This is a genomic window from Actinomadura sp. DC4 (assembly GCF_030406325.1).
Lineage (GTDB): Bacteria > Actinomycetota > Actinomycetes > Streptosporangiales > Streptosporangiaceae > Actinoallomurus.
On record NZ_JAUEQY010000014.1, the window covers coordinates 230,100 to 253,692 of the forward strand.

The window sequence follows — 23,593 nt, forward strand, 5'->3', positions numbered from 1 at the left end:
GGGTCCCCTGGTCGTCAACGATCGGAGTCGCCGGCACAGATTCCGGTGGCTGAGAGGGAAGCTAACTCAGCGCCATTTCTTCTCCATTTTCAAACCATTTCGCGACGGCTTTAGAGCGTCAGCGCCGCGCGGATGACGCCGATCGGGTCGTCGTGGTGGTAGACGCGCTCGGCCGGCTCGATGCCGTCGAGGAACTCCTGGTAGCGGACGGCGTAGGCCAGGTGCGCGAGGGGCGCGGCGACGTCCAGGGCGCGCGCGGGGTCGGCGCCGGGCCACCGGGCCTCCCAGGCGTCCACCCACGCGCGTGCCGCGACGGGCCGCTTGGCCTCGGGGAGGTAGTCGTACGCCCGCAGGCCGTCGAGGACCGGGTTGCCATAGTGCGCGTCGGCGAAGTCGACGACGGCCGGCGGGCCGCCGTCGCAGCGCCAGTTCCCGGGGTGGAAGTCGCCGTGCACGACCGTGTCGGGCAGCCCGCAGCGGTCGAGTTCCGGCCAGCGCCCCACCAGGTCACGGGCTGCGGCGCGCTCTCCGGCGGTCAGTCCTTCCACATGGTCGAGCAGCCGCAGGACCTTTCCGGTGATGACGGGTGTGCGCCGATCCGGCAGCCAGGGAGGCCGGCGCGAGGCGAGCTCGGCCTGCGCGGCGACGAAACGGCCGATCACGCTCGTGATGGCCCCGGGCGCGGCGTCCCAGCAGTCCTCGCCGGGCAGGTGATCGAGGAGGACCCGCCGCTCCCCGGCCGCGACGACCGCCGGGACCAGGCCGGGATCCGCCTGGGCGAACGCCGTGATCACGGCGGCCTCGTCGGTCGCGAAGCCCGGCGTGGCCTTCAGCCAGACCGGCCCGTACGCGGTCGGCAGCCGGAACAGGCCGGCGAGGTTCCACGTTCGACGCTGCTCGGGCGCCCCGGTCACGGGGCGCCCGGCCGCGGCGAGGGCGCCGGACGCCCAGCCCAGCAGCTCCCGCAGCCCGTCGATCCGCGCCCACGGCGAACGGAGCGCGTGCGGCGCGACCAGCGCCGCGTGGTCGACGGCGCCGGGAGCCCAGGTGCCCGCGGGCCGTTCCAGCGCCTCGGCGTGATAGGTCACGTGGCCGTCCCGGCCGCCGTCACCGCCCTCGACCCGGAGGAGGCGCAGGACGAACACCGCGACACCGAGTGCGTCCTCCAGCCGCCCGACGACCGACGCGGCCTCCGACCACCACGGAGCCTCCACGGCGAACGGCCCGACGGTGCCGAGAAGCGCGCCGTCCACGGTCACCACGGCACTGACGATCCGTCCCATGCGGTCAGCGTAGAGAGATCAGGTGGAACCCCGCGTACGCCCAGGTAGAAGGGGGGATACATTCGGTCAATGGGGGACGTCATGTACCGATCCGAGGATTTGATCAGTGTCCTGACGGAAGATCACCGAGAGATTCGGCAGCTCTTCACCGAGCTGGAGCACCTCTCGGGGGGTGAGAGCCTGCGGCGGACGCTGACCGACCAGCTGATCGTCGAGATGGTCCGGCACTCGGTGGCCGAGGAGTGTTACCTCTATCCGGTCTCCCTCGCGCGCCTGCCGGACGGCGGCCACCTCGCCGAGGCCGCGCTCGACGAGCATCATCGGCTGGAGGAGATCCTGCGGCGGCTGGAGGCCGACGATCTTCCCGACGACCGGTTCGCGCAGCTGCTGTCCTCGCTGATCACCGGCACGCGCCGGCACATCGACGAGGAGGAGCGGGAGATCTTCCCGATGCTGGCCAGGCACGTCACCGAAGAGGAACTCGTCGAGCTGGGGAAGAACGCCCGGTGCTCCAAGTCGTGCGCCCCGAGCCGGGCCGGGCACGAGGGCCGGCCGCTGTTGCAGGTGCTCCTCCACTCGGGCGCCGGACTGGCCGACCGGGTACGCGCCTACCTGTGCGGAGGCGACGCGGCCTACCCCGGGCCGCGTTGATCCTCCCGTACGGGGAAGGCACCCAGGGTGACCGTTGCCATCGCCCTGTTCACCGCCGACCTGCGGACGCATGACAACCCCGTACTCCGCGGCGCCCTCGACGCCGCGGACCAGGTCATACCCCTGTTCGTGCTCGACGACGGAGTGCACGCGACCGGTTTCGCCACGCCGAACCGCTCCGCGTTCCTCTCCGGCTGCCTCGCCGACCTCGACGAGGCCCTGCGAGGGCTCGGCGGCCGCCTGGTCCTGCGCTCCGGCGACGTCGTGGCCGAGGTCTGCCGGGTCGCCGAGGAGACCGGCGCGGGAGAGGTGCACATCGCCGGCGACGTCAGCGGCTTCGCCCAGCGCCGGGAGGAGCGCCTGCGCGCCGAGCTGGAGGGGGCGCGCCGCGAGCTCCACGTGCACGCGGACGCGCTGGTCGTGGTCCCGCCGGGCACCGTGGCGCCCTTGGGAAAGGAACACTTCGGGGTCTTCACCCCGTACTTCAACCGATGGAGCGACGCGGGGGCGCGCGGGCCGCTGGCCGCCCCGCGGAAGATCTCGGTGCCCGAGGTCGAGTCGGCGCCACTGCGGAACGGCGACGGGAAGACCTCGCCCGACCTGCCCGAGGGCGGCGAGAGCATGGCGCGGCGTCGCATGAATGCCTGGCTCGGCGGCCCGATCGACCGCTACGCCGACCTGCACGACGACCTGGCCGGAGACGCCACCTCACGCCTGTCGCCGTACCTCCACTTCGGCTGCGTGTCCCCGGCCGAGCTCGTGCACCGCGCCAGGGAGCGGGGCGGGGCGGGCGCGGACGCCTTCGTCCGGCAGGTCGCCTGGCGCGACTTCCACCGCCAGATGCTCGCCGACCGCCCGGACGCCTCCCGCGAGGACTACCGGCCCCGGGGCGACCGCTGGCGGGCCGACGAGGACGACACGGCCGCCTGGAAGGAGGGCCGTACCGGCTATCCGCTGGTCGACGCCGCGATGCGTCAGCTCCATACACAGGGCTGGATGCACAACCGGGGCCGCCTGATCACCGCCAGTTTCCTCAGCAAGACCCTGTACGTCGACTGGCGCGTGGGGGCGCGGCACTTCCTGGACCTGCTCGTCGACGGCGACGTGGCCAACAACCAGCTCAACTGGCAGTGGGTGGCCGGCACCGGGGCCAGCACCCGCCCCGGCCAGGTGCTCAACCCGCTGATCCAGGCGAAACGGTTCGACGCGCACGGCGAGTACGTACGCCGCTGGGTGCCGGAGCTGGCGGAGGTCGACGGCGCCGAGGTGCACCGTCCATGGCTCCTGCCCGACGACGTACGGCGGCGGCTCGACTACCCCGAACCCATCGTGGACCTCACCGAGGGGCTCGCGCGATTCCGGAGGGCACGTGGCGAATGAGAGCAGGCTCTGCCTGGTCACCGGCGCGACCGGCTACATCGGCGGCCGGCTCGTCCCCGAACTGCTGGCCCAGGGCCACCGCGTGCGCTGCGCCGTCCGGTCGCCCGAGCGGCTGCGCGACCACCCGTGGAGCGGGCAGATCGAGGTCGTACGCGCGGACCTGTCCGACGCCGAGGACGCGCGGCGCGCGCTCGACGGCGTCGACGTCGCGTACTACCTGATCCACGCGCTCGGCAGCGGGCGCGACTTCGGCGAGACCGACCGCCGTACGGCCGAGACGTTCGCGGCCGCGGCGGAGGAGTCCGGGGCCGGGCGCGTCGTCTACCTCGGCGGGCTCGCGCCGTCCGGGACCGGGACCGTCTCTGAGCACCTGCGCTCGCGCGGCGAGGTCGGCCAGATCATGCTGTCCTCGGGCGTGCCGGCCGTGGCGCTGCGGGCCGCGGTGGTGATCGGCTCGGGCTCGGTGTCGTTCGAGATGATGCGCTATCTCACCGAGCGGCTGCCGGTGATGGTGACGCCGCGGTGGGTGCGCTCCCGCATCCAGCCCATCGCCGTACGCGACGCGTTGCGCTACCTCGTCGGCTGCGCCACCCTGCCCCCCGAGGTGAACCGCTCCTTCGACATCGGCGGCCCGGACGTGCTGACGTACGAGGAGATGATGCGGAGGTACGCCGCCGTCGCGGGCCTGCGCAACCGCCGGATCAGGCCCATCGGCGTGCTCACGCCGCGCCTGTCGAGCCTGTGGGTCGGTCTCGTCACGCCCGTCCCGAACGGCATCGCGCGCCCGCTCGTGGACTCCCTGCGCCACGAGGTCGTCTGCCACGAGCACGACATCGCCGCGTACGTGCCGGATCCGCCGGAGGGTCTGGTCGGCTTCGACGACGCGGTACGCCTGGCGCTCAAACGCGTCGGCTCCGGCGACGTGGCCACCCGCTGGTCGTCCGCCTCGGTGCCGGGCGCGCCGAGCGACCCGCTGCCGACCGACCCGGACTGGGCCGGCGGCACCCTCTACACGGATCTGCGCGAGTCGCCGGTCGACGCGACGCCCGAGGCGGTGTGGCGGGTGATCGAGAGCATCGGCGGCCAGAACGGCTGGTACTCCTGGCCGCTCGCCTGGGCCGCGCGGGGATTGTTCGACCGGCTGGTCGGCGGGGTCGGGCTGCGGCGCGGCCGGCGCGACCCGTGCCACCTGCGCACCGGAGACTCACTGGACTTCTGGCGGGTCGAGGAGCTCGAGCCGGGCCGGCTGCTGCGGCTGCGCGCGGAGATGCGGCTGCCCGGCCTCGCCTGGCTCGACCTGTCCGTGGACCAGCGGGACGGCCGGACGTGGTTCCGGCAGCGGGCGCTGTTCCACCCGCGCGGACTGCCCGGTCAGCTCTACTGGTGGGGGGTGCGCCCGTTCCACGGGATCGTCTTCGGGCGCATGCAGCACAACATCCGTCGAGCCGCGGAGGCCCGTACGGACTGTGCGCGCGGGCCGCGGACTCCTACTCTTGGCGGGTGAAGAATTTCATCGCCGGCGTGCGCTACTTCATCCGCGGGCTCGGGTGGACGGCCCGCAGGCCGAAGCAGTGGCTGTTCGGCCTGCTCCCGGCGCTGATCGTGCTCGCCGCCTACGTCGCCGGGCTCATGGTGCTCGGCGCCTACCTCGGCGACCTGACCCGTGCGGCGAGCCCGTTCGCCGACCACTGGTCGAGCGGGCTGCGCGACGCGATGCGCGTGTTGATGGGCGTCCTCTTCTTCGCCGCCGCGCTGATGATCTCGATCGTCACGTTCACCGGTGTCACCCTGGTCGTCGGCGAACCCTTCTACGAGGGCATCTCGAGCCGGGTGGAGAAGTCCGCCGGCGGGCTGCCGCCCGAGGCCGACGTCCCTCTCTGGAAGCAGCTCGTGCGCGGCCTGGGCGACGCCGTCTTCGTCGGGCTGATCACCGCGATCTTCGCGGTGGTCTTCTTCGCCCTGGGGTTCCTGCCCGTCGTCGGCCAGACCGTGGTGCCGGTCATCGCGGCGTGTGTCTCGGGCTACTTCCTGACACTGGAGTTGACGTCGATCGCACTCGAAAGGCGCGGTTTGCGGCGTCGCGACCGGTTCGCCCTGCTCAGGCGCAATCGGGGGCTTGCTGTGGGGTTCGGCGCCTCGGTTTTTGTGGTCTTCCTCATTCCCCTGGGTGCGGTGCTGGCCATGCCCGGGGCGGTGGCGGGCGGCACCCTGCTGGCCCGCGAGCGCTTCGCCGACCAGGGTGTTTCCGCAGGTCAGGGCGTGTCGTCCGTGGATGCGCGATGAGCCGGGCGTAACCTCATCGCCACACCGTGGCCAGGAAGCTGTGGCCTGAGTGTAATTAGTGACGTAAGCGGGAAATGTTGATCTTCACGTACCCTGTGCGGCATGTCGGATCAGGGGGACGCCGGGCAGTGGCGCCCGGCCACCAGCCAGAACGACCAGTACTCCACACCAGATGAGACGACCGGTCCGCTGCCGGCGATCTCTGGAGACGAGGCCGACGCGCCGGGCTTCCCGTCCGTGAGCGAGCCGCGGAAGTCCTGGGCCACAGACGATGACGACGACGCGCCGACCGGTGGTTTCCCGGCCGTCTCGCCGGGCTCGGAATCCGGCTCGTACGACGACTCCCCGGGCGAGCGCTCCGTCTTCGATCCGGTGGACCGTTCGGCCGCCGCTCCGTTCGGATCACCGGAGTCGCCGTCGTCGGAGGACGACGGGGACCCCGGGCCGAACGGGACGACGCCGCGTTTCGGCACGGACGTGCCGGACGAGGACCCGCAGCCGGCCGAGTCCTCGTGGTCGGGTTCCTTCGGGTCCTCGCCGAGTTCGTTCGGAGAGTCGTCGAGTTCGTTCGGGGAGTCCTCGTACCGGCCGGAAGAGTCGGCCGAGTCCTCCTTCGGGTCGTTCCGCGACTCCTCGTTCCCCGCGAGCGACTTCGACGACAAGCCGTACGAGGACCACTCGTGGGAGGACAAGCCCTACGAGGCCAAGCCCTATGAGGCGCCCGGCGCCTCCTACGGTTCCGGCGGCTACTCCCCGGAGTCCCCGGCCGAGCCCGTCTCGTCCGCCACCGGCGGCTTCCCCGCCCCGGAGAAGGGCGTGACCGCCGAGGCGCAGGCCGAGGAGAACGAGTTCTTCGCCTCCGACGACCACCCGCCGATGTGGGACAAGGTCGTCGCGCCCGCGGGCCCGCCGCCCAAACCGGGCAAGCCGAGCAGCGGCAACCTGCGGCTCCCCGAGTGGATGCGGGACGAGAACGCGGCCGCCGCCGCGGGCCCCGGAGGGCCGCCCGGCGGCTCGGGCGGCACCCTGTACGAGGAGGAGGGCCGGTCCAAGCGCCCGCTGTTCCTCGGCGTCGGCATCCTGCTCGTCGGCCTGGTCGCCGTGGCCGGCGTCTACTTCCTCAAGGGCAACGGCGACGACCCGGCCGCCAAGACCTCCTCTCCGGCGAGCTCCAAGCATTCGCCGTCGTCGTCCACGACGCACCCGGCCCAGCCGCAGACGCCGGTCAAGGCGCTCCCGAAGTTCAAGGGCGTGCACACCAAGGCGGCCGGGCGGATCAACGACGTGCGGTCCGGGCTGTCGTACGCCCGGCTGAACCAGCCGTGGGCGCTGCCGCCGAAGAAGAGCCCGATGCTCGAGCTCGGCTTCAGCGCGAGCCAGTTCGCGGTGACGGAGAAGACCGGCGCGGAGCCCAAGCACTGGGCGCGCCTGATGAGCACCCAGCTGTCCGGTGCGGCGCAGGAGGCGTACGAGGGGCCGGGCACCGAGCGTGCCGCCGCGTCCGAGGTCGCGAGGATGTACGAGGAGCGGATGTTCAACTTCCGCACCAAGAAGCGGGCCCTCGCCTCCCAGCCCCTGGCCATCGCCGGTCACAAGGGATGGCTGGTCAGCGACTACGTCACCTACCGCCGTCCGGGCCTCAAGGCGACCGGCGACGTGGTGGCGGTGGCGCTGGTGGACACCGGGAAGAACACCCCCGGCGTGCTGTTCATGTCGGTGCCGAACACCAGCAGGAAGCTGTGGCCGGACATCAACTTCGTGGTGCGCTCGCTGCGCGTGGGCTGAGATCCCACCGCCCCGGTGGTCCCTGTGACCGCCGGGGCGCGTAGTGCCGGTGTGTCCCTACCGAGGGGTGATCATCACACCGAATCCCATTCCAATAAGCCTCCGGTGGCCTCTAGGGTAGGCCGCAAGAGGACGTCGCGAATGGGGTGTTTGAGATGGGCATCGGGCTGACCGAGGAGCACGACGCGCTCGCCGACGCGGTACGCGGCTGGGCGGAGCGCAACGCACCCGTCAGTGTCGTACGTGCGACGCTCGACGCGGACGACGAGAGCCGCCCGGCGTTCTGGACGGGCCTCGCCGACCAGGGGCTGCTCGGCCTGCACGTGCCGGAGGAGTTCGGCGGGCAGGGCGCGGGCCTGCTGGAGCTCGCGGTCGCCGTGGAGACCCTCGGGCAGGCCGTGGTGCCCGGGCCGTTCCTGCCGACCGTGCTGGCCAGCGCCGCGCTGCTCAAGGCCGACGAGTCGGTCAAGGCCCGTACCGAACTCCTGCCCGGCCTCGCCGACGGCGGCCTGGTCGGCGCGCTCTCCCTGGCCCCCGGCCTCACCGGCCGCCGTACCGACGACGGCCTGACCGTCACCGGCACGGTCGAGCCGGTGCTCGGCGCCGCGGTCGCCGACGTGATCGTCCTGCCGGTCAGCACCGACGACGGCGAGGAGTGGGTGGCCCTCGACGCGAGCGCGCTCACCGTGACCCCGCTGAAGAGCCTGGACCGTACGCGACGGGTGGCCCGGGTTGAGGCGGCGGACGTGGCCGTGCCGACGGACCGGATCCTGACCGGGCTGGAGGGCGAGGAGGTCCTCGACCTCGCCGCGCTGCTGCTCGGCGCCGAGGCGGCCGGCATCGCCGCGTGGTGCGTCGACACGGCGTCCTCGTACGCGAAGGTGCGCGAGCAGTTCGGCCGCCCGATCGGGCAGTTCCAGGGCGTCAAGCACAAGTGCGCCCGGATGCTCATCGCGCTGGAGAAGGCGCGCGCCGTCGTCTGGGACGCCGCCCGCGCCTCCGACGACCCCGCCGAGGAGTCGGGCTTCGCTGCCGGCGTGGCCGCGGTGATCGCTCCGGACGCGGCCGTCCAGTGCGCGCGCGACTGCATCCAGGTGCTCGGCGGCATCGGCTTCACCTGGGAGCACGAGGCCGGCCTCTACCTGCGCCGCGCCTCGACGCTGCGGGTGCTGCTCGGCCCGGCCAAGGACTGGGCGGCCTCCGTCGCGACCCTCGCCCTCGACGGCGTACGCCGCGCGGTCGAGGTCGAGCTGGACGAGGACACCGAGCCGCTGCGGAACCGCATCCGCGCCGAGGTCGCCGAGGTCGCCGCGATCTCCGACAACAAGGCGCGCCACGCCAAGATGGGCGACGAGGGCTGGGTGTTCCCGCACCTGCCAAAGCCGTGGGGCAAGGCCGCCTCGCCGATGGAGCAGGTGCTGATCCTGCAGGAGCTGCGCGCGGCCGAGGTCAAGGGCCCGCAGCTGGCGATCGGCGCGTGGGTGGTCCCGTCCCTGGTCACGTACGGCACGCCGGAGCAGCAGGAGCGTTTCCTCGCCCCGACGCTGCGCGGCGAGGTGATCTGGTGCCAGCTGTTCAGCGAGCCCGGCGCGGGCTCGGACCTGGCGTCCCTGCAGATGAAGGCCGAGCGGGTCGAGGGCGGCTGGAAGCTGACGGGCCAGAAGATCTGGACCTCGATCGCCAAGCAGGCCCAGTGGGCGATCTGCATCGCGCGCAGCTCGGCCGAGCCGAAGAAGCACGACGGCATCACCTACTTCATCGTCGACATGAAGTCCGAGGGTGTCGACGTACGCCCGCTGCGCGAGCTCACCGGCGAGGCGCTGTTCAACGAGGTCTTCCTGGACGGCGTCTTCGTGCCGGACGACCGCGTCGTCGGCGAGGTCGGCCAGGGCTGGAAGGTCGCCCGCAACACGCTGAGCAACGAGCGCGTCCAGCTCTCCAGCGGCTCGGGCTCGCTCGGTGCGGGCACGAAGGAACTGCTGAGCTTCTTCAAGGGCGGCGACCTGGACCCGGTCAAGCGCGCCGAGCTGGGAGAGTATCTGTGCGAGGGCCAGGCCATCGACCTGCTGGGCCTGCGCCTGACGCTGAAGCAGATCTCGGGCCACGAGCCGGGCGCGGAGGCGAGCGTACGCAAGCTGCTGGGCGTGCAGTTCAACCAGCAGGTCGCCGACTTCATCTGGGAGTCCCAGGGCGCCTCGGGCGCCGTGGAGGACCTGGCGAACCCGACGGGCATGTGGGCCCGCTACATGCTGTTCAGCCGTTCGATGACCATCTACGGTGGCACGACGGAGGTCCAGCTCAACGTCATCGCCGAACGCATGCTCGGCCTCCCGCGCGACCCGGAGCCCGGCAAGTAGCGCCCGGCGGTGCCCGCCCCGCCGGGCGCCGGCCTCGTCCGTGTTCCTGCCGCTGAGTACGCTGACCTCAGTGGTGGACGGACGCCCCGGCTACTCCACGGCTTCGGCGTACGGGAGGGGTTCGGGGTGGCGGGACTGGCGGGGGAGCCACAGCAGGGCGAGGGTGATCACGCCGAGGCCGGTCAGGCGCAGGGTCAGGCGGGTGGGGTCGGACGGGAGGCGTTCGCCGAACATCAGGGTGCCCGCGACCACCGTGTAGAGGGTTGAGATCACGCTCGACACCGGGGCCACGATCGACGCGCGGCCGCGTTGCAAGGCCGTCTGGAACACCAGGAAGCCGCACAGTGTCACCGGGACCAGCAGGTACAGGTACGGCGAGGCCAGCGCCGACGACACGATCCTTACCGGGCCGTGGAAGTCGATCGACACCGACAGACCCTTGGTGATCATGCCCGCCACGCCGTACACGATGCCCGCCGCGGCCCCGTACGTCGCGTCGCCCGCAGGACGGTGCTGGCGGTGGCGTCCCGTGCTGCGGCTCGCCGCCGCGAAGACCGCCAGGCCCGCCGCGGTCGAGGGGACGGCGACCAGCAGGACCCGCAGCGCGTCGCCGCCGGTTCCCACGGTGTCCGTACGGGAGTCCAGCGACGTCACCACGCAGATCACCCCGGCCGTGATGCCGGCCAGGCCGGTCCACTCGTGTGAGGTGAGGCGTTCGCCGAGGATCGTCATGGTCAGCAGCAGCAGGAACACGATGCCGGAGGAGAACACCGGCTGGGCGACCGTCAGCGGGATGCGCGTCAGCGCCACCAGCTGACACGCCAGGCCCGTCAGGATCAAGGCGAACCCGGCCATCCAGCGCGGGTTGGTGACCAGCATGCGGGCCAGGTTCAGCGGGAGCCGGGCGTTCAGCGGCGGCAGCGCCGCCAGCGCGCCCTTCTCCAGGACGAAGCCCGTGTTGAAGGCGAGCGTGGTCACCAGCGCTAACACGACACCGATGATCACGGGCGAACGACCGCCGGGCTCACGCGCGCCGCGCCTGGACCAGCAGGATGCTGGCGGCCGAGGGCCACTGGCAGAACAGGCGGTCCAGCGGCTGCACGGCGGCCGGGATGTCGTGCCATGGAGCGCCGTTGACCCGTTCGCAGACGAAACCGCGCGCCGTCAGAAAGCCGGTCAGCGCGCGCTTCGTGAACATGTGCAGGTGCCCCGCCACCTGGCTGCCCGGACGCCCGTAGACGCCCCGCAGGCTGACCTCGGAGAAGAACGGCTGGATGCCCAGCGCCAGCAGGCCGCGGTTGTACCAGGCGGCGAGGTTCGGCGTGGACAGCAGCAGCCGGCCGCCCGGCCGCAGTATCCGGTGGATCTCGTCGATCGCGGAGTCGGTGTCCACGATGTGCTCGATCACCTCGCTCAGGATGACCACGTCCACGCTGCCGTCCGCGAGCGGGAGGCCGGGCGCGTCGATCGCGCCACGGATCAGCAGCAGGCCCTGCTCCTGGGCGTGACGCAGCGCCATCACCGACCAATCGATGCCGATGACCGTGTGGCCGAGCCGGTGCACCAGCCCGGTCGCGGCGCCGTCGCCGCAGCCGACGTCCACGATCACCTGCGGTCCGTCCGCGTCGGCGAGCAGGGCCTTCAGCATCTTCAACTGCCGCTGCGCGCGGCCGGAGCCGGAGCTGACCGGGACGCTCGGGTCCTCGTAGAAGTCGCGCAGGGCGCTGTCGCCCGCAGGAGGCACTCCGGTCGTGGTCAACGGACGGTTTCCTTCCGTAGTGCCACCGTCACCAGGGGATACATGCTCGCGGTGGAAGATCTGTCGCGACATTCTGTGACTGTTATTGATGGACTGTCAACGGCGCTTTGCGGCTATTGTCGATCAGTCAAGAGCACCTCACGATCATCAGGAGACACCGAAATGGTCCCCCGTGCCTCCTCGACAGTGGCGCCTCCGGCCGTCGTCACGCCGCCCGGGCGGTTCCGCACGCTGAGCCTGTTTCGCGCCTTCCGGACCGAACAGACCGACCCCGAGAGGTTCTACACGCTCCTCGCCGCCGACACCGTGCGGCAGGTCGAGCGCCACGTCGACCTCGCGGGACGTACGGTCGTCGACGTCGGCGGCGGCAGCGGCTACTTCTCGGCGGCCTTCGAGGACCGCGGTGCGCACTGCCTCCTGATCGAGCCGGACCCGGCCGAGCTGCGTAAACGCGGTGAGATCCGGCCGAACTCCGTGGTCGGCGACGGTTTCGGGCTTCCGCTGAAAGACGCGAGCGTGGACGTCAGCTTCTCCTCCAACGTCCTCGAACACGTGTCGGACCCGGCCGGGTTCCTCGACGAGATGGTGCGGGTAACGCGGCCCGGCGGCGTCGTCTACGTCGCGTACACGCTCTGGCTGTCGCCGTGGGGCGGACACGAGACCTCTCCGTGGCACTTTCTCGGCGGCTCGTACGCGGCCCGCCGCTACGCTCGTAAGCACGGGCACCCGCCGAAGAACCACTACGGCGAGAGCCTGTTCGCGCTCCGTGCGGGCCGGGTCCTGCGCCTGGTCCGCGCCCGCGGCGACGTCACGGTGCTGGAGGCGCGGCCACGCTACTACCCGCGCTGGTGTGGCTTCCTCGTCCGGCTGCCCGGCCTGCGCGAGCTGCTGACCTGGAACCTCATGCTCGTCTTCCGACGCGACGCATAACTGAGAGAGAAGATCTTTCCGTGCCCCTCGACGACCGGTTGCTCCGTCTCCTGGCGTGCCCCATCGACAAGGAGGCGCTGCTGCACTTTCCCGATGACGGAATGCTCTACAACCCGCGCCTGCGCCGTCGCTACCGGGTCGAGACCGGCATTCCGGTGCTCCTCGCCGACCAGGCCGAGAGCACGTCCGACGAACTGCATGAGACGCTGGTCGCGCGGGCCGGGCGCGGCGAGGCGCTGGCCTCGCTCGGGCGTGACCCGGTCGAGCTCGTGAAGGGCGACGTCACCGAGGCCGAATAGCATGGGCCCGAGGGTCGATGGGCAATCTTCGTAACGCCGTGCGGATACTCGCGTGCGCGTCCGTGTTCGCCGCGGGGGCCGCGTGTTCCACGCCTGCGCGGCCGACCACGGCGGTCCCCGACACGGCGCTGAACCAGCGCTGGACCCGGGCCGGAGACGCGGCCGGGCCGGGGCAGTGGAGCGGCGCCGACGGCACGAGTTCGGTCCCGCTGCCCGGCGGGCGCACCGCGTGGTTCTTCTCCGACACCTATCTCGGCCCGGTCAACCCCGACGGTTCCCGCGAGAGCGGCGTCGGCTTCGTCCACAACTCGCTCGTCGTGCAGGACGGCTCCCGGCTGACGACGGTGGCCGGCGACACCCCGGTGCACCCGTCGCCCGGCCTGCCGGGCTGGTACTGGGTCGGCGCCGGGCACGTCGAGGGCGGCAAGCTCGTGGAGTTCTACCACCGCCTGAACGGCTCCGGAGCCGAGTGGGACTTCACCGAGCAGGGCGTGGCGCTGGCGACGTTCTCCCTGCCCGGCCTGCGGCTGGAGAGCGTACGTGAGCTGCCGGCCCCCTGGCCCCCGGCCGCCCGTACCCCGGTCATGTGGGGTTCGGCCCTGTACGACGACGGGCCGTGGACCTATGTCTACGGCTACCGCGGGCACCTGGACCAGCCGGACCGCCCCAAGTGGCTCTACCTCGCGCGTACGCCCCGCGGGCACGTCGGCGACCTGGCCTCCTGGTCCTACGACACCGGCGCGGGCTGGTCGGCGGATCCGGCGCAGGCCGCGGAGCTGCCCACCCGCGTGGACAGCGGCTTCGCCCTCGTACGCACCGGGTCCGGTTACGCGCTGGTCACCCGGCGGCCCTCGGCCGACCTCGGCGACGGCGCCGTCATGGCCTACCTGTCCGCCTCACCCGCCGGGCCGTTCCGCGCCGAGGACAGCGCCATCGTCTACCGTGCGCCGGAGACCAGCGCGGGCCAGTACGTCTACCAGGTGCGCGCGCATCCGCAGCTCGGCGGCCACAGCCGGATCGTGCTGTCCTACAACGTCAACTCCACGCTTGTCGACGGCAATTGTGTGCCGCAGAACCTCCGTCAGGTGTCGGTCTATCGGCCGCGATTCGTCGATGTTCCGGTCGACGCCTTTCGGCCTGGTTATACGGCTCCTCCCGTACGTGGTGCGACTCGTGGCCCGGGCTGGTTCAGTGTCTGTCCGAAATTGACAAATCGTTAAATAGCGACTTAAAGTGCCAATGTGGGGAATGGGAAGAGTGCGTCGTGCCCTTTTCTGAAGGGGCATTTCGGTAATGCGCCGGCTCGTTATGGCCGGTCGCCACGGGTGACCTGATGGCCGATTCGGCGGGCACCCGAGAGCCGGTCCCCTTCTACGACGTCCCGGCGCCGGTCCGCGGACCCCGGCGGCGGCTGCATCCGGACGACCGTAAGCGCGCCCTGATGCTGGCCGCTCTGCGGTTGTTCCGCGAACGGTCCTACGACCAGGTCTCCGTCGACGACATCGCGGCCGCCGCCGACATGTCCCGGCCCCTGCTCTACCACTACTACGGCGGCAAGCTCGGGGTCTTCGTCGCCGCCCTCCGCCAGACCGCGGACGACCTGCTGAGGTCGATGCGGGCCGCCGCCGAGCGCTCGCCGGACACCTGGCTCTCGGCCGGCGTCGCTGCCTATCTCGACCACGTGCACACCGACCCGACCGGCTTCTCCGCGCTGATCGGCCACGGTTCCAGCCCGTCCGGCGGTGAGAGCGAGACCGTCATCGGGCAGACGCGCGACGCGATCCTCGGCCTGGTCCTCGAAGGGCTGCGGCCCGCGGCCGAGCCGCCCCTCCTGCGGTCGGTCATCAAGGGCTGGATCGGCCTGGTCGAGGTGATCGGCCGCCAGTGGATGGAGACCGGCCAGCCGGAGCGCGACCAGCTCGAACGCATCCTGGTCGGCATGTTCGACGCCGCGCTGGAGACGACGGCGCGCCACGACCCGGCCGTACGCGAGGCGCTGCGGTCGCGTACCTGGAACTGACCTGCGCGGGGGCACCCGCGAGCCGTACCGAATCAAATTCGAGTTGATCTAGGGTTGGCCGCACGGGGAACGATCGGGGGAGGATCACATGGGGATCGGCCTGACCGGGGAACACCAGGAACTCGCCGCGTCGGTACGCGCCTTCACCAGGAGGTACGTTCCGCGTGAGGCGGTGCGCGCGGCCGTGGACGACACGGACCGGGGGGCACGGCCCGATCATTGGCCCGCGCTCGCCGAGCAGGGACTGCTCGGCCTGCACCTCCCCGAGAGCCACGGCGGGCAGGGGTTCTCCCTGGTCGAGCTGGCGATCGCGGTGGAGGAGATGGGCCGCGCGGCGGCGCCCGGGCCGTACGTGCCCAGTGTGCTGGCGAGCGCGGTCCTGCTCGCCGCGCACGCCGGCGACGACCTGCTGCGCGACCTCGCCGACGGCACGCTCCGCGGAGCGGTGTCCCTGGCGGGCGGCCTGAGCGGGCGGCGCGAGGGTGACACGCTGGTGGTGAGCGGGGCCACGGAGCCGGTGCTGGGCGGCGTGCCGGCGGACGTCCTCGTCCTGCCGGTCGGCGAGGAGTGGGTCGTCCTCCGCCGGGACGACGTGACGGCCGAGCCGCTGGAGAGCCTGGACGCCGTACGCGGCGTCGCGCGGATCTCGGTGAACGACGTGCCCGCGCGCCAGGTGCTGACCGGTCTGACCAGGCCGGACGTGCTCGCGATCGCGGCGGTCGTCCTCGGCGCCGAGGCCTGCGGGGTGGCCGGCTGGGCGGTGGACACGGCCGCGGCGTACGCGAGGACGCGCGAGCAGTTCGGCCGGCCGATCGGGCAGTTCCAGGGGATGAAGCACAAGTGCGCCCGGATGCTGGTCGAGCTGGAGCGCGCCCGCGCCGCCGTCTGGGACGCGGCCCACGCGGTGGCCTCGAAGGAGGGGGACCAGGTCGCGTACGCCGCCGGAGTCGCGGCGGCCGTCGTGCCCGACACCGCGGTCGCGGCCACCCAGGACTGCATCCAGGTGCACGGCGGCATCGGCTACACCTTCGAGCACGACGCCCACCTGTACTACCGCCGGGCGCTCACCCTGCGCGCGCTGCTCGGCCGCGCCGCCGGCTGGTACTCCTCGGTCGGCGCGCTCGCCCGGTCCGGGGTGACGCGCACCCACGAGCTCGACCTGCCCGCCGAGGCGGAACCCCTGCGACGGGAGATCAGGGCACAGGTCGCGGGGCTGGCCACGCTCGGCGAGACCGAGCGCGTCGCCCGGCTCGCCGCCGACGGCTGGGTCCAGCCCCACCTCGCCCGGCCCTGGGGCCGGGGCGCGTCCCCGCTGGAGCAGGTGGTCATCCACGAGGAGCTGCGCGCCGCGGGCGTACGGCCGCCCCCGATGCTGATCGGTGCCTGGGTGGTGCCCTCGCTCGCCGCGCACGGCACCCCCGAGCAGCAGGAACGCTTCCTCCCGCCGACGCTGCGGGGCGAGATGGTGTGGTGCCAGCTGTTCAGCGAGCCGGAGGCCGGCTCGGACCTGGCCGGGCTGCGCACCCGGGCCGAGCGCACCGAGGGCGGCTGGAAGATCTCCGGTCAGAAGATCTGGACCTCCCTCGCGCGGGAGGCCACGTGGGGCATCTGCGTCGCGCGGACCGACCCGGCCGCGCCCAAGCACGAGGGGATCACCTACTTCCTCGTCGACATGGCCGCACCCGGCATCGACGTCCGCCCGCTGCGCGAGATCACCGGGGACGCGAACTTCAACGAGGTCTTCCTCGACGAGGTGTTCGTGCCCGACGACATGGTGGTCGGCGAGGTCAACGGCGGCTGGCGGGTGGCACGCGGCACGCTCACCGCCGAACGCGTCAACCTCTCCACCGGCTGGCAGCTCGGCTCGGACGTGCCCGGACTGCTCGCGCTGGCCGATGAGCTGGGCGTGGCCGACGATCCGCAGGTGCTCGACGGCCTCGGCCGGATGGCCGCGGACGCGCACGTGTTCGCGCTGCTCGGCGTACGGGCCACGCTCAAGCAGCTGTCCGGCGTGGACGACGGCGCGACCGCGAACGTCGGCAAGCTCGTCGGCATGGAGCACGGCCAGCGGGTGACGGAGTACGGCTTCGGGCTGCTCGGCGCCGAGGGCGCGCTGACCGGGCGGGGCGCGGACGGCCCGCGCCGCAACTGGACGCGCCTGCTGCTGGCCTCGCGCGCGATGACCATCGGCGGCGGAACCACCGAGGTCAACCTCAACGTCATCGGCGAACGCCTGCTCGGGCTTCCGCGCGACCCATGAGATAGCGTTCGTCCTCCTATGCGAGGACGGCACACGGCGGTCGCCGCCGGCACCGGGTTCGTGCTCGGCGCGCTGGCGATCGGACCCGGCCTGGCCCCGGGGTTCGTCCTGTCCTACGACATGGTGTTCGTGCCGCACCCGGTCTTCACCAAGGCGACGTTCGGGCTGACCGGGATGCTGCCCCGGCACGTGCCCAGCGACGCCGTCGTCACCGCGCTGTCCCACCTCGCGCCGGCCGACGTGGTGCAGAAGGCGATCCTGCTGGCGATCTTCGTGCTGGCCTGCGCCGCGGCCTCCACGCTGGTGCCCTCGGACCGGCTGCTGCCCCGGCTCGCGGCCGGGGTCGTCTACGCCTGGAACCCCTTCGTGGCCGAGCGGCTGCTCCTCGGCCAGTGGGCGCTGCTCCTCGGGTACGCCGCGCTGCCGCTCGTGGCCGGGGCCGCCGCGCGGGGCGACCACCGGCGGCTGGTCCTCGCGCTGCTGCCCGCCGCCGTCGGCGGTTTCGCGGCATTGGCGGTCTCCGGGCTCGTCGCGCTGATCATCGCCGGGCGGCGCCCGCGGGCGTTGCTCGCCACGGCGGGGGTCCTGCTGCTCGTGGCGCTGCCGTGGCTGGTGCCGAGCGTGCTGCGCGCGTCGAGCGCGCCCGCCGACGCGTCGGGCGTGGCCGCCTTCGCCGCCCGCGCGGACACCCCGTTCGGCACGCTGGGCAGCCTGCTCCTGCTCGGCGGCGGCTGGAACCGCGAGACGGTGCCGAGCGGCTACGGCGGTCTGATCACCGCGGGATGCTGGCTGGTCCTGGTGGCCGGCGCGCTCGTCGCGTACGTGCTGGGCGGGCGGATCCGGGGTCTCGGGGCGACCGCGGCGACGGGGTTCGTGCTCGCCGCGCTCGGGGCGGTCGCGCCCGGCCTCCTGCGCGCCGCGATCGGGCTGTGGCCGGGCTTCGCGCTGCTGCGCGACGGACAGCAGCTCGTCGCGCCGCTGGCCGTCGTGGTCGCGGCCGGCGCCGGCCTGGCCGTCGCGCGTCTTCCGGACTGGGTCGCCCCCGGCCTGCTGCTGCCGCTGGTCCTGCTGCCGGGGCTGGCCTGGGGGGCGGGCGGCCGGCTGCGGGCCGCGCACTATCCGGCGGACTGGACGCGAGCGCGCGCCGTCGTCGCCGCCGATCCGGGAGACGTGCTCGTGCTGCCCTGGGAGGCGTACCGCGGCTATCCGTGGAACGACGGGCGGCGGGTCCTCGATCCGCTGCCCCGCTTCCTGCCCGGCCGGGTGATCCTCGATGACGGAGTGCGCGTCGCGGTGCCGCACCGGCCGGCCATCGCGCTGGCCCCCGAGGACCCGCGCGCCCGCGCGATCGACGGTCTCGTACGCTCCGGCGCGCCGCTGACGAACGCGCTGGCCGCCCGCGGCGTACGGTATGTCGCGATCGACGCCGCATTCCCGGCCGATCGGCTCTCCGGCGCCGATCGTGTCGTCGCCGGGCCGGATCTCACGCTGTATCGGCTGCCCGCGCCGAGCCCGGCGCACGAGTCGCACCCACCGCAGTTGCCTATGTACTTTGCGTGGTTTATTACATTTGCGACATTTATCTGGTGTATGCGAGTACCGACAAGTAACCTCAAGCAACGATCACTGCCGAAGGAGACATAATGCGGATCGCCGCCGCGGCACTCGCTGGAGTCGTGTTGGCCCTGTTGACCTCGTTCGGCGTCGTCCGCGTCGTCACGACCTCACAGAACGACACCGTCACCAAGCCGCTCTACAACTACGGCTCACGGTGACCGGTGGGCCCGCGGGGCTCGCCCACTGAGGCGTCGCTGGACGTCGTCGTACCAGCGCGGAATGAGGCCGGACGCCTGGCGATCGGTCTCGCGACGCTGTCCGGACGGCTGGCACGCCTCCCCGTGGACGGCAACATCATCGTCGTTGACAACGGCAGCACCGACTCGACCGCCGACATCGTCCGGCAGTGGCGCGGACCCGTGCCCGTACGCCTCCTCCAGTGCTCGCGCCCGGGCAAGGGCGCCGCGGTACGGACCGGGCTGCTCGCCACGACCGCGCCGTACGTCGGCTTCTGTGACGCGGACATGGCCACCGACCTGGACATCCTGGAAGACGTGCTCGCCATGCTCGCCTCCGGCGCGCAGGCGATCGTGGGCTCCCGCCGGCACCCTGAGTCGGACGTGGAGATCTACAGCCGGCCGCTCCGGCGGCTCGGCGCGCTCGCCTTCAACCGGCTGTGCCGGGACATCACCGGCGGCATCACCGACACCCAGTGCGGCTTCAAGTTCTTCTCCGGGCCGCTGGCCCGTGCCGCGGCCGCCGACCTGCGCACGGACGGCTTCGCCTTCGACGTCGAGCTCCTGCTGCACTGCCGCAGGCTCGGGGCCGGTATCGCGGAGATGCCGGTGACCTGGCGCGACATGCCGGGCTCGACGTTCTCCATCAGCCGGCACGCCGGCAGTTGCCTGGCCGACCTGCTCCGTATCCGTGCCGCGGCGCGACGGGCGGTGGCCGCGCCGCCGCTGGTCCCGGTCGCGGACGAACTGCGGACGGGATGACGCCTACACCGGACCGGAAGGGTAGGGCGGCACGGCGCGGTCCCACCAGGATCGCGGTCGTCAACTGGCGCGACCCGTGGCACCCGGCCGCGGGCGGCGCGGAGCGCTACGCCTGGGAGCTGGCCCGCCGCTTCGCCGCCGACGGCAGGCGCGTGACCTACGTGACGAGCCGGGCCCCCGGCCAGAGGCGCCGGGAGACGGCCGAGGACGTCGACGTCGTACGGCTCGGCGGCCGGTTCACCGTGTACCCGCTGGTCCTCGCCTGGATGCTGCTGCGCCGCCGGTCCTTCGACGCGGTGCTCGACTGCCAGAACGGCATCCCGTTCTTCACCCCGTGGGCGCTGCCGCGCGGCGTGCCCGTGCTGTGCGTCGTCCACCACGTGCACGACGAGCAGTTCGGCATGCACTTCCCCGGCTGGCTCGCCTGGGTGGGTCGTCTCCTGGAGGGGCCGGTCGCCCGCCGGGCCTACCGGCGGCACGCCTGTGTCGCGGTCTCGCCCTCCACCGTGAGGGCCATGCGTGAGCGGCTGCGGTGGACCGGCCCGGTCTACGTCGTCCCGAACGGCGTGACCCCGCAGCCGGAGGTGTCAGTACCCGCGGGGGACCACCTGGTCTGCGTCAGCCGGCTCGTCCCGCACAAGCGGATCGAGCGCCTGCTCGACCTGGCCGTACGACTCCGCGTGCCGGTGCACGTCATCGGCCGGGGCACGGAGGAGGCCGCGTTGCGCGCCGAGGTCGAACGGCGCGGTCTCGGCGACCTCGTTCTCCTGCGCGGCTACCTGCCCGAGGCCGAGAAGACGGCCCTGGTGGCCGGCGCCCGGCTGCACCTCAGCACGTCGCGGGGCGAGGGGTGGGGGCTGAGCGTCACCGAGGCGGCGGCGCTCGGCGTGCCGACCGTCGCCTACGACGTGGACGGCCTGCGCGACGCGGTCCGCGACGGCGTGACCGGCTGGCTCGTGCCCGGCGACGAGGACTTCGCCGACACCGTCGAGCGGGCGCTGAAGGAGCTGGCCGAACCGGACCGGCGCCCGGAGACGGCCGCGGCCTGCCGCGACTGGGCGGCCCGGTTCGACTGGGCCCGCAGCGCCGCACGCATGTCCGCACTGGTCGACGCGGCGGTCCGGCGAGGCACGGCGTACAGTGAGCCGCCCGAGGCGGTCGTCGTCCGCCGCGACGGCCACGAGCACGTCCTGGAGGGCCCGGTCCGCGACGAGTACCTGGATGAGGGCGGTGCGGAGCCGGTGCGGGAGGCGACGGCGGTCGAGCGGTTGCTCGGGTGGGCCGGTGGATGGCCACGGTGACCCATCCGGCGGTCGCCGAGCGGCCGTCGCGCGGTGACGACGCGGCCGAAGAGCAGCTGGACCTCCGGTTCCGCGAACGCCTGCGGGTGCTGCTGTGCTGCCTCTGCCTGACCCTGCTGGCGACCGCCACCCGGCCCGGCAAGATGCTCGCCGACACCAAGATCGACATGCCGATCGACCCGACCGGGCTCCTCAGCCGGGCGCTGCACCTGTGGGACATCGAGCAGTTCGGCCAGTTGCAGAACCAGGCGTCCGGCTACCTGTGGCCGATGGGCCCGTTCTTCGCGCTCGGGCATGTCGCGGGAATCCCGGGCTGGATCACCCAGCGGATGTGGCTCGCCCTCCTGCTGTGCACGGCGTTCCTCGGCGTACGGACGCTGGCCGGGCGGCTCGACATCGGCACCCCGGCCGGGCGGCTGCTCGGCGCGATGGCGTACGCCCTGGGCCCGCACGGGCTGACCTCGCTCGGCACCAACTCCTCTGAGTACGTCCCGCTGGCGATGCTGCCCTGGATCATCGTGCCGCTCGCCACCGTCACCCGCCGGGGCGGGCGGCCGGAGGGGCGCGGCAGCGGGCGGATCAAGGCGGCGGCCCTGTCCGGGTTCGCGGTCGCCTGCTGCGGCGGCATCAACGCCACCGCCGTGCTGGCCGTGCTCGTGGTGCCCGGGCTGTTCCTGCTCACCCGCCCGCGCGGCTGCGCGCGGATCCGGCTCATCGCCTGGTGGAGTGCCGCCGTCACGATCGCCACCGCGTGGTGGACGGTGCCGCTCCTCCTGCTCGGCAAGTACGCCTTCTCCTGGCTGACCTACACCGAGAAGGCCTCCACGACGACCGCGACCACCGGCCTGCTCAGCGTCTTCCGCGGCAGCGAGCGCTGGGTGAACAGCCTGGTGGTGAACGGGCAGGTCTGGTGGCCGGTGGGCCACATGTTCGTCTCCGACGCGTTCGCCATCCTGGCCACCGGCGCGGTGGCCGCGCTGGGCCTGGCGGGCCTGGCGCGCCGCGGCCTGCCGGAGCGTACGTTCCTGCTGGTCACACTGATCATCGGCGTCGTCATCATCGTCTCCGGGCACGCCGGCCCGCTCGGCGGCGACGTCCGGCAGCTGATCGACGGGCCGCTCGCGCCGTTCCGCAACCTGTACAAGTTCGACGGCCTGATCCGGCTGCCGATCGCCCTCGGCATCGCGCACCTGCTCACCCGGCGGGTTCCGCTCCGCCGGACGCGCGTCCTGCCGGTCCTGGCCGCGCTCCTGGCCATCGCCGGGGTGGCCGGATCCACGCTCAGCACCGGCCTGTCGGCCAGCGGCGACTTCCGGGCCGTGCCGCCGTACTGGAACGAGACCACGGCCTGGCTGAACGCCCATGCCGGGCAGCAGGGCGTGATCATCGTGCCCGGCTCGCGGTTCGCCGAGTACCTCTGGGGCCGGCCGATGGACGAGATCACCGAGTCGTCCATGCGGGCCCGCTGGGCCGAACGGCAGCTCGTCCCCGCGGGGTCGCCGGGCCTGACGCGATTGCTGGACGCGATCGACCAGCGCATCACCAGCGGCCTCGGATCGCCCGGCCTGAGCCAGGTGCTCGCCCGGATCGGCGTGCGCTACATCCTGGTCCGCAACGACCTGCGCCGTGACGACCTGCGCGGCGCGTGGCCCGCGCGCGTCCACGAGGCGATGGACTCCTCGCCCGGCATCCGCCGGGCGGTGTGGTTCGGCAACGTGCCGGCCGGGAGCACCCTGCCCGACGACGCGGTGAACAGTGTTGACCAGCCGTACCCTCCGGTGGAGATCTACGAGGTCACGAACGCCGACAGCGCCGTCACCATGACAGGGGCCGACCAGGCGATACGCCTGTACGGCGCGCCCGAGGCCATGATGACCCTGGGCGACGCCGGGCTGCTGGCCGGTCGTCCCGTCCTCCTGGACGACGACGATCCACAGGCGCCCGGCCGGGCCGCCGTCTCCGACTCGCTGCGCCGCGTGCAGCGCAACTTCGGGGAGCTGCGCGGGCAGACCTCGCCCACGATGACCGCGGACGAGGACGACCGAAGACCCGGCGACCAGCGCGACATCATGGACAACGCCTGGGACCACTACTCGACCGTCGCCTCCTACAGCGGCATCAAGACCGTGACGGCGTCCTCGTCGGCCTCGGACATCACCTCGATCGTCCAGCTCGACAACCCCGGCACGCTGCCGTTCGCCGCGATCGACGGCAACCCGTTCACCGAGTGGATGACCGGCGGCTGGAACGGCCCCATCGGCCAGTGGCTCCAGGTCGACTTCGGCCGGCGCCTGACGCCGCGCGACGTCACCGCGACGTTCTCCCAGGACCCCTGGCTCGGGCCGCCGCCCGCCCGGATCGCCGTGTCCACGCAGGCGGGCCGGATCGTGCAGACGGTCGGCAGCCTGTCCGCCGCCCAGCCGCTCCGCGTGCCCGCCGGGCCGTCGACCTGGCTGCGCATCACCGTCCTCGCCCTCACCGGCAAGCCCGCCGTCCCGACCGCGGCGCGCGTCGCCATCCCCGAGCTCCACATCGACGGCGTCAAGGCGGTCCGGCACTACCGGCTGCCGTCCACGCCGGGCGGCGGAACGATCGTGATGTCCCGGCCGCCGGGCCGGCTGCCCGGGTGCATGCAGGGCTCGGTGCGGTGGGTGTGCTCGCCTCTCCTGCAGCGCCAGGACGAGGAGGGGTACGCCTTCGACCGTGTCTTCACCGCACCCACGGTCAAGC

The 23,593-nt window shown here is 72.5% G+C and carries 18 protein-coding genes and 1 pseudogene; 16 read left to right on the top strand and 3 right to left on the bottom strand.

What is annotated here, in order from left to right; genetic code table 11:
- Positions 1–110: 110 nt before the first annotated feature.
- Positions 111–1,283: an aminoglycoside phosphotransferase family protein gene (locus tag QWU11_RS23945; protein ID WP_290116613.1), complete on the bottom strand. Its 1,173-nt coding sequence runs from the start codon at positions 1,281–1,283 to the stop codon at positions 111–113.
- Between the two features lie 69 nt (positions 1,284–1,352).
- Between QWU11_RS23945 and QWU11_RS23950 the strand changes: the two genes are divergently transcribed.
- The 6 genes from QWU11_RS23950 to QWU11_RS23975 all read left to right on the top strand — a co-directional run bounded on the left by QWU11_RS23950 (position 1,353) and on the right by QWU11_RS23975 (position 9,739).
- Positions 1,353–1,934, top strand: a complete 582-nt coding sequence (locus QWU11_RS23950) for a hemerythrin domain-containing protein (RefSeq protein ID WP_290116614.1) — start codon at positions 1,353–1,355, stop codon at positions 1,932–1,934.
- A gap of 27 nt (positions 1,935–1,961) precedes the next feature.
- On the top strand, positions 1,962–3,314 hold the full coding sequence (locus QWU11_RS23955) for a deoxyribodipyrimidine photo-lyase (protein WP_290116615.1): 1,353 nt from the start codon (positions 1,962–1,964) through the stop codon (positions 3,312–3,314).
- The gene (locus QWU11_RS23960; RefSeq protein WP_290116616.1) at positions 3,304–4,818 is read left to right on the top strand and encodes an SDR family oxidoreductase; all 1,515 of its coding nucleotides are present in this window, start codon (positions 3,304–3,306) and stop codon (positions 4,816–4,818) included. The genes QWU11_RS23955 and QWU11_RS23960 overlap by 11 nt, the downstream gene beginning before the upstream one ends.
- On the top strand, positions 4,815–5,597 hold the full coding sequence (locus QWU11_RS23965; RefSeq protein ID WP_290116617.1) for an EI24 domain-containing protein: 783 nt from the start codon (positions 4,815–4,817) through the stop codon (positions 5,595–5,597). The genes QWU11_RS23960 and QWU11_RS23965 overlap by 4 nt, the downstream gene beginning before the upstream one ends.
- 102 nt (positions 5,598–5,699) lie before the next feature.
- A complete protein-coding gene (locus QWU11_RS23970) occupies positions 5,700–7,382 on the top strand; it encodes a hypothetical protein (protein WP_290116618.1) in 1,683 nt (560 codons plus the stop codon).
- Between the two features lie 155 nt (positions 7,383–7,537).
- A complete protein-coding gene (locus tag QWU11_RS23975; RefSeq protein ID WP_290116619.1) occupies positions 7,538–9,739 on the top strand; it encodes an acyl-CoA dehydrogenase in 2,202 nt (733 codons plus the stop codon).
- A 90-nt stretch (positions 9,740–9,829) separates the two neighbouring features.
- Here the strand turns inward: QWU11_RS23975 and QWU11_RS23980 are convergent, their stop codons facing one another.
- Positions 9,830–10,729, bottom strand: a complete 900-nt coding sequence (locus QWU11_RS23980) for a hypothetical protein (RefSeq protein ID WP_290116620.1) — start codon at positions 10,727–10,729, stop codon at positions 9,830–9,832.
- A 34-nt stretch (positions 10,730–10,763) separates the two neighbouring features.
- Complete coding sequence (locus tag QWU11_RS23985) at positions 10,764–11,498, bottom strand: class I SAM-dependent methyltransferase (protein ID WP_290116621.1); 735 nt, start codon at positions 11,496–11,498, stop codon at positions 10,764–10,766.
- Between the two features lie 162 nt (positions 11,499–11,660).
- Here QWU11_RS23985 and QWU11_RS23990 point away from each other — a divergent pair, with 162 nt between their 5' ends.
- The 10 genes and pseudogenes from QWU11_RS23990 to QWU11_RS24035 form a co-directional block, all read left to right on the top strand.
- Positions 11,661–12,428: a class I SAM-dependent methyltransferase gene (locus tag QWU11_RS23990; protein ID WP_290116622.1), complete on the top strand. Its 768-nt coding sequence runs from the start codon at positions 11,661–11,663 to the stop codon at positions 12,426–12,428.
- Between the two features lie 20 nt (positions 12,429–12,448).
- Positions 12,449–12,727 carry a Trm112 family protein gene (locus QWU11_RS23995; protein WP_290116623.1) on the top strand — a complete coding sequence of 93 codons (279 nt, stop codon included), beginning with the start codon at positions 12,449–12,451 and terminating at the stop codon, positions 12,725–12,727.
- 17 nt (positions 12,728–12,744) lie between these two features.
- Entirely contained in the window at positions 12,745–13,947 is a 1,203-nt protein-coding gene (locus QWU11_RS24000) for a hypothetical protein (RefSeq protein ID WP_290116624.1), read from the top strand.
- A gap of 113 nt (positions 13,948–14,060) precedes the next feature.
- Positions 14,061–14,747 carry a TetR/AcrR family transcriptional regulator gene (locus tag QWU11_RS24005; protein WP_290116625.1) on the top strand — a complete coding sequence of 229 codons (687 nt, stop codon included), beginning with the start codon at positions 14,061–14,063 and terminating at the stop codon, positions 14,745–14,747.
- Between the two features lie 88 nt (positions 14,748–14,835).
- A complete protein-coding gene (locus QWU11_RS24010; protein WP_290116626.1) occupies positions 14,836–17,007 on the top strand; it encodes an acyl-CoA dehydrogenase in 2,172 nt (723 codons plus the stop codon).
- Positions 17,008–17,025: 18 nt separating this feature from the next.
- Entirely contained in the window at positions 17,026–18,651 is a 1,626-nt protein-coding gene (locus tag QWU11_RS24015; protein ID WP_290116627.1) for a hypothetical protein, read from the top strand.
- Positions 18,651–18,782, top strand: coding sequence for a hypothetical protein (locus QWU11_RS24020; RefSeq protein ID WP_290116628.1), 132 nt, complete (start codon positions 18,651–18,653; stop codon positions 18,780–18,782). The genes QWU11_RS24015 and QWU11_RS24020 overlap by 1 nt, the downstream gene beginning before the upstream one ends.
- Positions 18,783–18,785: 3 nt before the next feature.
- Complete coding sequence (locus QWU11_RS24025; RefSeq protein WP_290116629.1) at positions 18,786–19,562, top strand: glycosyltransferase; 777 nt, start codon at positions 18,786–18,788, stop codon at positions 19,560–19,562.
- Positions 19,559–20,863, top strand: coding sequence for a glycosyltransferase family 4 protein (locus QWU11_RS24030; protein ID WP_290116630.1), 1,305 nt, complete (start codon positions 19,559–19,561; stop codon positions 20,861–20,863). Before QWU11_RS24025 ends, QWU11_RS24030 begins: the two co-directional genes overlap by 4 nt.
- A pseudogene (locus QWU11_RS24035) lies at positions 20,851–22,899 on the top strand (alpha-(1->3)-arabinofuranosyltransferase family protein); the annotation flags it as partial. The gene QWU11_RS24030 and the pseudogene QWU11_RS24035, both read left to right, overlap by 13 nt.
- Between the last annotated feature and the right edge of the window lie 694 nt (positions 22,900–23,593).